We start from the raw sequence: 8,649 nt of genomic DNA, 5'->3' as shown, positions 1-8,649 counted from the left end.
CCTCGTCGGGGATCCGGCGCTGCCCGGAGGTCCCGCCGCGCATCGTCGCGCCGAGTTCCTCCAGGTCCTCGTGGACGAGAGCCTGGGGTCCGTCGCACAGCGCGGTCGTCGGGTCGGGGTGCACGTCGACGATGACTCCGTCGGCGCCGACGGCCAGCGCCGCCCGGGTGAGGGGCAGCACGAGGTCGCGCCGCCCGCCCGAGTGGGAGGGGTCGACGACGACGGGAAGATGCGACAGCCGCTGGACGACGGGCACGGCGGCGATGTCCAGTGTGTTGCGCGTGGCCGTCTCGAACGTCCGGATGCCGCGTTCGCACAGCACGATGCCGAGGTTGCCGCGCTGCGCGATGTACTCGGCGGCCATCAGCCACTCCTCGACGGTCGCGGACATCCCCCGCTTGAGCATCACCGGCTTGCCCACGTCGCCGACGGCCTGCAGCAGCGCGAAGTTCTGCGCGTTGCGCGTGCCGATCTGCAGCATGTCGGCGTACGAGGCGACCAGTTCGACGTCGTGGGCGTCGACCACCTCGGTGACGACGGGCAGTCCGGTCTCGGCCCGGACGTCGGCGAGGATCTTCAGCCCCGCCTCTCCCAGGCCCTGGAAGGCGTAGGGGGAGGTCCTGGGCTTGAAGGCGCCGCCCCGCAGCACGGTCGCGCCCGCCGCCCGGGCCATGAGCGCCGCCCGCAGCGTCTGCTCCGGCGTCTCCACCGCGCAGGGCCCGGCGATCAGCGTCGGGGCTCCGGGGCCGATCGGTACCCCGCCCACCCGGACCACCGACCGCTCCGGGTGGCTCTGCCGGCTGATCAGCTTGTACGGCACCGAGACGCGCAGCACCTCGGCGACCCCGCGCAGGGCGCCGAGGCTGAGCGTGCCGAACTGCTCGATGTCGCCGACCAGTCCGACGACGGTGCGGCTCGTGCCGCGGCTGACGAACGCCTCGCCGCCCGCCGACTCGACCCGCGCGACGACCGCGGCGAGGTCCGACGCCGTGGCCTGCGGCATCATCACGATCACCATGTCTCAACCCCGGACAACGGCCTGCCCCCAGTCCTCGTCGGGCCCGAACAGCTTGCGCGGCTTCATGGCGTCCAGCCGCTCCGTCAGCAGCGCGGTCGGCACCAGCGTGCCCTCGGGCACCGCGCCGGCCACACAGGGCACCCCGAGTTCCGCCTCGACGGACGCGGCGAGCGACGCGGCGGCCACCTCACCGTCCGGGCCGGGCACCTCGATCTCGACGACCAGACGGTCCCGTTCGGCCCTGGCCCGCCAGAACAGCACGCCGTAGGAGGCCGGGAGCCGGTAGACCAGCTCCTCCACCTGGATCTGCCCGAGGCGCCGCCCGGCGACCGTGTGGCCCTGGCCGAGCCGGCCCAACACCCGCACGGTGGGGAGCCGCCACCCGCACGGGCAGTCCTCGTACCGCAGTTCCACCACGTCCTCGAGGTTGTAGCGCACCAGCGGCATCGCCTCCCGGTACAGGGGGGTGATGACCAACTGCCCGGTGCCCTCGGCCGTGACGTCGCCGGTCTGCGGGTCGTAGATCTCCGGCAGCACCCGGTCGGCCCAGAAGTGCATCCGGCCGTACGGGCAGTCGCTGCCCAGCGGGCCGACCTCGGTGCAGCCGTACTCCTCGATGACCGGAGCGCCCCAGAGCTCCTCGATCCGGCGGCGGCGCGCGCTGCTCATCGGCTCGCCCGCCACGTACAGCGCCCGCAGCGACGTGAAGGAGCCGACGGGATGGCCGGCGGCCTTGGCCGCCGCGACCCACAGCAGACTCTCGCTCGGCGTGGACCAGGTCAGCGTCACCTCGAGGTCGCGCAGTACGCGCACGACCCGCGAGTAGGGCACCGCGAGGGAGCGGCAGTCGCCGGGGACGACGGTCGCGCCGCCGCGCATGGCGGCCCAGTGGGCCATGTGCCCGGCGAGCACCAGCCCGTAGGGGATGCGCACCAGCATGGTGTCCTGGGGGCCGAGCGGGACGGTCTTGCGGACGAACCGGTCGGCCAGGTCGGTCCACTCCGCCTCCGTGAAGTAGGCGGGAGTGGGGTTGCCGGTGCTGCCGCTGGACTCGTGGTAGGTGGCCAGGCGCTCCTTGGGCACGCCGAGCATGCCGAAGGGGTAGCTGTCGCGCAGGTCCGACTTCCCGGTGAGGCCCACCGTGGACAGTTCCTGCCCGGCCCGAAGACGCTTCGCGTAGAACGGCGAGTCGAGGGCGTGCCGCAGCGTCGGCCCGATCCGCTCCCGCTGGAGCGCCCGCAGTTCGTCGAAGGTCTTCCAGTCGCCGATGGCCGGCAGCGCGCCGGGCGCCCCGGTGTTCAGGGTGACGGTCACAGATCCGCTCCCACCCGCGCGGCCTCGGTGATGGCGCCGGAGGAGATCATCTCCACGACCGCGGCGATGTCGTCGTCCATCTGCCGGTCCCTGGCGGCGAAGGGGACCTCCTTGCGGATGCGCGTGTGCACGGCCCTGGTGCGGGGGCTCATCTCGTCGACGCCGCGCAGTTCGACGGCCTGGCAGGCCGCGAGGAGGTGGATGGCCGCGACCTCACGGGTCAGTTCGATCACGTTGCGCGCGTCGCGCGCCGCGATCGGGGCCATGCTGACCTTGTCCTGGTTGTGCGCCTCGGTGGAGCGGGAGAAGGTGGAAGCCGGGCCCGCGTGCTTGAGCGCCTCGGCGGTGAGCGAGGAGCACGCGATCTGCATGCCCTTGAAGCCGTGCTGCAGCCCGGCCTCGGTGTCGTCGTCGTCCACCCGGGCGATCAGGTTGGGCGTGAGGCCGTTGTTGAACTTCTCGTCTACCAGGAGCGCGAGCTGCCGGTCGAGCAGGTCGGCGATGCCGGCGACGGCGGTCTTCAGCGAGTCCATCGCGGTGACGACGTGCCCGCCGTAGAAGTTGCCGCCGCTGTACACGGCGCCCGTGGAGGGGTCGAACAGCGGGTTGTCGCTGGAGGAGTTGATCTCCACCGTCATCCAGGTGCGGACCCAGTCCAGCATGTCCCGCAGCACGCCGTTGACGTGCGGGGCGCAACGCAGCGAGTAGCGGTCCTGGATGCTGCGCGTGAGCTTCTGGTAGTGCCGGCCGTCCAGCGGGACGTTCAGGTCGACGACCTGGTCGTAGGTCATGGCGAGCGCGGAGCCCTCGAGCAGTTCGTGGATGAGCGCGGCACTGGCGCCCTGACCGCTGTGCGGCTTCTCGGCGTGGATGAACGGCGCGTAGTGGCCCCGGTTGCCGAGCATGCCCTCGCTCGCCAGCGCGGTGCAGATGTCCGCCACATCGGCGAGTTCGGCCGCCGCCTCGGTGTTCAGGACGGCGAACGCCGAGCTGAAGGAGGTGCCGTTGATCAGCGCGAGTCCGTCCTTGGCCTCCAGCGTCACGGGCTCGAGGCCCAGTTCGGCCAGCACGTCCGCGGCCGGGCGCGTCTCGCCGCGGTGGCGCACCTTGCCCTGGCCGGTCAGCGCGTAGGCGAGGTAGCAGAGCGGGACGAGGTCGCCGCTGGCGCCGACCGAGCCGCGCTCGGGGATGGTCGGCAGGATGTCGTGCCGGAGGAAGTCCAGCAGCAGGTCCACGACGGGGAGGCTGACGCCGGAGTTGCCCCGGGCCAGGCAGTTGGCGCGGATCAGCAGGGTGGCGCGCACGACCTCGTCGGAGGCCAGCGGGCCGGTTCCGTTCAGGTGGTAGCGGATCAGTTCGTTCTGCAGCCGTGCGGTCTTCTCGGGCGATATCTGCCGGTTGACGCTGTCGCCGAAACCCGTCGTCACCCCGTAGATGGGCTTGCCGGTCGCGAGGATCTCCAGCTTCAGGTTCCGGGAGGCGTTCATGGCCCGCAACGCGCTCTCGGAGACCGCGAAATCCGAACCTTCGCGGGAGGCGGTGGCCACGGTCTGGCCGATGCTCAGGCCGTGCCCGTCAATCTTCATGGTCGTCACTTGTGGACACCTTTCTCGCCGGTTGTCCACGAGTCTTGACCGCTGATGTTCTCCGTCGATATCGGAAACGCCCCGCACGCGATATCCGGACGAGATGCCGGAGATACCCGCCCTCATCAGGGTTGACCCCAAGACCGGCACGGAGAAATGAGGAACTCCCATGATCTCCAACGGCGCGTTCGGCAGGCGGCTCCGCCTGCGGCGCCTCTACCGAAACGATTCCGAACGGCTGCTGATCGTGCCGCTGGACCACTCGGTGAGCGACGGTCCGATCACCGGCGGCGAGGGGCTCGACGCGCTCGTGGGCCGGTTGGCCACCCATGGGGTGGACGCGGTCGTCCTGCACAAGGGCAGTCTCCGGCACGTCGATCCCGCCTGGTTCGGCAGCACCTCGCTCATCGTCCATCTGAGCGCCGGCACCGTGCACGCCGCCGACCCGGACGCCAAGTACCTGGTGGCCGGCGTCGAGGAGAGCCTGCGGCTGGGCGCGGACGCGGTGAGCGTGCACGTCAACCTGGGCTCGGACAGCGAACAGCAGCAGATATCCGACCTGGCCGCGGTCGCCGACGCCTGCGACCGCTGGAACGTGCCGCTGCTGGCGATGATGTACCCCCGCGGCCCCAGGATCAGCGATCCGCGCGACCCCGCACTGGTCGCGCACGCGGTGTCCCTGGCCGCCGATCTCGGAGCCGACCTGGTGAAGGCCCCGTACGTCGGTTCGGTGACGGAGATGAAGGAGATCACCTCCCGCTCTCCCGTCCCGGTCATCACCGTCGGCGGCCCGCGCAACGACGACGAGGGCCAGGTCCTGGCGCAGGTCGGCGAGGCGCTGAGCGCGGGCGTCGCGGGCGTGGCCATGGGCCGCAACGTCTTCGAGGCACCCGATCCCGGCGCCATGGCCGCGAAGCTGGCCCACCTCATCCACAGTGTGTGACCTCTAGGAGCCCTACGCATGAAGCTCAGTTGGCTGGACATCCGGAACCTCGACGAGGCGCGGGACGCCATCGTCCAGGAGGCGCTGCACCAGCGGGTCGACGGCATCGTCGCGTCGGACCCGGCGGCCCTCGAGGGCCTGCCCCCGACCGTCACCAAGGTGCTGTTCCCCCGGGGCAAGGCCCTCCCGGAGGACTTCGGCGAGGCCACCGTGGTCATCGTGGACCCGGACTTCCACAAAATCACCCCCGCCGAGCTGGCGATCCGGCATCCGGGGCTGGAATTCGGCCGGTTCGTGGAGATCGTCGACGCGAAGACGCTCGAGGACGCCTGCCAGTCGGCGCGCACCGAGCAGTGGAGCCTGCTGCTGTTCCGCGACCCCACCAAGATCCCGCTGGAGATCGTCATCGCGGCGTCCGCCGCTTCCCGGGGCAGCCTGATCACGGTGGCCGCCGACGTCGAGGAGGCCGAGATCATCTTCGGCGTGCTCGAGCACGGCTCCGACGGCGTCATGATGGCGCCCCGCAAGGTCGGCGACGCGACCGCCCTGAAGGCCGTGGTGAACGCCGAGACCCCCGACCTGACCCTGACCGAGCTCGAGGTCGTCAGCACCGAGCACGTCGGCATGGGCGAGCGCGCCTGCGTCGACACGTGCACCTACTTCCGCAAGGACGAGGGCATCCTGGTCGGGTCGCACTCCAAGGGCATGATCCTCTGCGTCAGCGAGACCCACCCGCTGCCGTACATGCCGACCCGCCCGTTCCGGGTGAACGCCGGTGCCATCCACTCGTACACGCTGTCCAAGGACGGCCGCACCAACTACCTCAGCGAGCTGAAGGCGGGCAGCAAGGTCGTGGCCGCCGACGTCGAGGGCCGTACCCGGCTCGTCACCGTGGGCCGGGTCAAGATCGAGACCAGGCCGCTGATCTCGGTGAACGCGGTTTCCGCAGACGGCCGCGAGGTCAACCTGATCCTGCAGGACGACTGGCACGTGCGGGTGCTGGGCCCGGGTGGCACGGTCCTCAACAGCACCGAGCTGAAGCCCGGCGACAAGGTGCTCGGCTTCCTGCCGACGGAGGACCGGCACGTCGGCTACCCGCTCGACGAGTTCTGCCTCGAGACGTGACGTAGTGGACGCGCTCCTGTTCGTTCCGGTCCGGGCCGGCGACCACGAGGGCGCGCCGGCCGTCGTGCGTACGGCCCGGCCGGGCGCCGGCCGGGAGCGGGTCGGCCTCGCCTTCACCGGCGAGGAACGGCTCCACGCGGCGCTGGGGCCCACCCAGCGGTGGATCCGGTTGTCACGGCCCGCGCTCCTGGCGCTGCTCCGGCCGCTCGGGATCGAGGACGTCCGGACCGACCCGCTCTACGTCGGACCGGAGATGCCGAGTATGCCGGAGCCGGCGGAACCGCCGGCCGTGGACCTCCACGCGGACGGGTCCGTCCTGGCCGGGGCGTCCCGTCACGCGCAGTGGTTGCCGGACGAGGTGTGGTGACGGCGGCCGGCTCCGGCCGCCGGCACCGGCCCGGTACCGCCAAGTGGCGTACGGTGGTGTTCGATTGGGGACAGGCAAGGCTCATCTCATCATCCACAGGTCACCCCGGAACGGAGTGCCGGAGCATGCCCACTGCGATCGGACGCGACGAACTCATCTCACGTGCCGGACGTGCCGACAGCCCGCACACGCTGTTCAGCACGCTCGCGACGCAACTGCGCAGGGTGGTCCCGTACGACGCCGCCGTCTGGCGTGCCACGGATCCGGAGACCGGGATGGTCACGTCGCCGGTCTTCGCGGAGAACATCGAGGACCACAGCTGCGCCGTCTACTGGCAGTACGAGCTGTTCACGGAGAAGGTCAACCTGTTCCGGGACCTCGCGCTGGCGCCGGTGCCGGTGGCGAGCCTGTGGGCCACCACCGGCGGGGAGCCCGAGCGCAGTTCCCTGTACCGGGGCTTCCTGGCACCGCGCGGGGTGCACGACGAACTGCGGGCCGTGCTGCGGGTGGACGGCAGGCCGCACGGGTACGTCAGCCTGTTCCGCGAGAAGGGGCGGGCCGAGTTCAGCACCGGGGAGCGTGCGTTCCTGGAGGACCTGGGCACGCCGATAGCCCGCCTGCTCAGGGCGTACGCCAAGCGGCGCCCCGAGCCCTCCGAGGACGCGCTGACCGGCACCGGGCTGCTGCTGTTCGACGCCGACGGCGCCCTGGTCTCGGCCAACGACGAGGCACGGCGCTATCTGGAGGAGATGCCGGAGGGCCCCGCCTCGCTCACCGCGCTCGGCATCCGCGTACCGCTGTGGGTGCACGGCACCGCGATGCGGGCCAGGGCGATCGCGGAGGAGCGCGGCGGCGACACCGCGCGGATCAGGATGCGCACCCGCACCGGCCGCTGGCTGGTGTGCCACGCGTCCTGCCTGCGGGGAGCCGACGGACGGGTGGGGGTCTCCGCGGTGGTCATCGAACGCGCCCCGGTCTCCGACGTCACACCGCTCATCGTGCAGGCCTACGAGCTGTCGGAACGGGAGTTCGAGGTCACCCAGCGGGTGGCGCGCGGCCTGTCCACCAGCGGCATCTCCGAGGAGCTCCACCTGTCGCCGCACACCGTGCGCGACCACATCAAGGCGATCTTCGGAAAGCTCGGCGTGTCCAGCCGCGGCGAGCTGGTGGGCCAGCTGTTCACCGAGTACTACGACCCCGCGCCCCCGTCCCCCTCCGTCACCGGCCGACGGGGCTAGTACCCCTCCGGCGGGTGCACAGCGCCGGCGATGTCCGTCCGCGCCGTCGGACGCGGCCGACGCCACCGCCCGCCCCCGCCCCGACGGCACTGGCCAGGGCCTTCGCGGCCGGCCTCAGGCCCTGACCGGAGGCCGGCCACGCGGCGGGGGCCGGCCGGCCCGAGCGCATGCGTGCCATCAGGGACCTGCCGGCACCCGCACCGTTCCCGGTCACCCGGCCGAGTACCGGGGAGCCCGCATCCTCCTCCACGTCCCGGTCGCCACGAGGACTGCCGGAAGAGCTCGATTGATCAGCGCGCCTCCACTCCATACGCTGTCCAGGTAAGCCTTACCTGACTTGCTCGGCAAGTCCGGTGCCCCGCTCCCCGACCACAGCCCGCTGTCCGGACGTGCGAGCCCCGGCACCCCGGACCGGAAGTGGAACACAGGTCGATGAGAACGCCACGCTCGCCGCGGTACGCGGTCGGGAGCCGCTGAACCATGCTCGAGAAGCTCACCGCAGTACTGCCCGACCTGGCGCCCTGGCGCTCCTCCCGCGACTTCCGCCTCCTGTGGGTGCAGGGCCTGGTCACCTACCTCGGCAGCGTGATGGCGCTGATCGCGCTGCCGCTCCAGATCAAGGAACTGACCGGCTCACCGCTCGCGGTGGGCGCGATGGGCGCCGTCGAACTGGTGCCGTTGGGGGTCTTCGGCCTGTACGGCGGGGCACTCGCGGACGCGGTGGACCGGCGCAAGGTCATCGTGCTCACCGAGGCGGGACTGGGACTGCTGGCCGTCGTCCTGCTGCTGAACGTGCTGCTGCCGCACCCCATGCTGTGGCCGCTGTACGTGGTGGCGGCCGGGGTCGCGGCACTCGCGGGACTCCAGCGCCCCGCCCTGGACTCGCTGCTGGCCCGGATCGTCCCGCACGACCAGCTCGCCGCCGCGGCCGCGCTGAACGCCCTGCGCTGGCAGGCGGGCGCGATCGGCGGACCCGCGCTGGCCGGCCTCGTGGTGGCGTACGCGGGCCGACAGGCCCCCCCACAACCACCACCCAGCAGGGATCTTGAGGACGGCAC

Annotated in this window: 8 protein-coding genes; 5 read left to right on the top strand and 3 right to left on the bottom strand. The window is 71.6% G+C overall.

The features are described 5' to 3' along the window. The 3 genes from bagF to bagA form a co-directional block, all read right to left on the bottom strand. A partial coding sequence (bagF, locus tag ACFV5H_RS25000; RefSeq protein WP_385197353.1) for a phospho-2-dehydro-3-deoxyheptonate aldolase BagF/FevY occupies positions 1-1,018 on the bottom strand: 1,018 nt, incomplete at its 3' end. A 3-nt stretch (positions 1,019-1,021) separates the two neighbouring features. Beyond that, positions 1,022-2,332 carry a bagremycin/ferroverdin synthetase BagE/FevW gene (gene bagE, locus ACFV5H_RS24995; protein WP_385197352.1) on the bottom strand — a complete coding sequence of 437 codons (1,311 nt, stop codon included), beginning with the start codon at positions 2,330-2,332 and terminating at the stop codon, positions 1,022-1,024. Continuing rightward, positions 2,329-3,918 carry a bagremycin/ferroverdin biosynthesis tyrosine ammonia-lyase BagA/FevW gene (bagA, locus tag ACFV5H_RS24990; protein WP_385197355.1) on the bottom strand — a complete coding sequence of 530 codons (1,590 nt, stop codon included), beginning with the start codon at positions 3,916-3,918 and terminating at the stop codon, positions 2,329-2,331. Before bagA ends, bagE begins: the two co-directional genes overlap by 4 nt. A 169-nt stretch (positions 3,919-4,087) precedes the next feature. Between bagA and bagB the strand changes: the two genes are divergently transcribed. The 5 genes from bagB to ACFV5H_RS24965 all read left to right on the top strand — a co-directional run. Next, entirely contained in the window at positions 4,088-4,861 is a 774-nt protein-coding gene (bagB, locus tag ACFV5H_RS24985) for a bagremycin/ferroverdin biosynthesis DhnA-type aldolase BagB/FevI (protein WP_385197350.1), read from the top strand. 18 nt (positions 4,862-4,879) lie between these two features. Next, entirely contained in the window at positions 4,880-5,986 is a 1,107-nt protein-coding gene (gene bagC / locus ACFV5H_RS24980) for a bagremycin/ferroverdin biosynthesis 3,4-AHBA synthase BagC/FevH (RefSeq protein ID WP_385053804.1), read from the top strand. Between the two features lie 4 nt (positions 5,987-5,990). After that, the gene (locus tag ACFV5H_RS24975; RefSeq protein ID WP_385053801.1) at positions 5,991-6,353 is read left to right on the top strand and encodes an SAV_915 family protein; all 363 of its coding nucleotides are present in this window, start codon (positions 5,991-5,993) and stop codon (positions 6,351-6,353) included. A gap of 125 nt (positions 6,354-6,478) precedes the next feature. Next, positions 6,479-7,591, top strand: a complete 1,113-nt coding sequence (gene bagY / locus ACFV5H_RS24970; protein ID WP_385053798.1) for a LuxR family transcriptional regulator BagY/FevT — start codon at positions 6,479-6,481, stop codon at positions 7,589-7,591. 480 nt (positions 7,592-8,071) lie between these two features. Beyond that, positions 8,072-8,649 (top strand): MFS transporter (locus tag ACFV5H_RS24965; protein WP_385197348.1); only part of this gene is annotated, 578 nt, incomplete at its 3' end.

It is taken from the genome of Streptomyces sp. NPDC059787, assembly GCF_042732315.1.
In the GTDB taxonomy this organism is placed as follows: domain Bacteria; phylum Actinomycetota; class Actinomycetes; order Streptomycetales; family Streptomycetaceae; genus Streptomyces; species Streptomyces atrovirens.
The sequence above is the reverse complement of the archived record's forward strand: the minus strand, read 5'-3'. Positions and strand labels throughout refer to the sequence as shown.

Bases quoted from the DNA above. Each gene is read 5' to 3' on its own strand.
- bagA (WP_385197355.1), bottom strand. From the start codon at position 3,918: ATGAAGATTGACGGGCACGGCCTGAGCATCGGCCAGACCGTGGCCACC.
- bagC (WP_385053804.1), top strand. From the start codon at position 4,880: ATGAAGCTCAGTTGGCTGGACATCCGGAACCTCGACGAGGCGCGGGAC.
- bagY (WP_385053798.1), top strand. From the start codon at position 6,479: ATGCCCACTGCGATCGGACGCGACGAACTCATCTCACGTGCCGGACGT.
- bagB (WP_385197350.1), top strand. From the start codon at position 4,088: ATGATCTCCAACGGCGCGTTCGGCAGGCGGCTCCGCCTGCGGCGCCTC.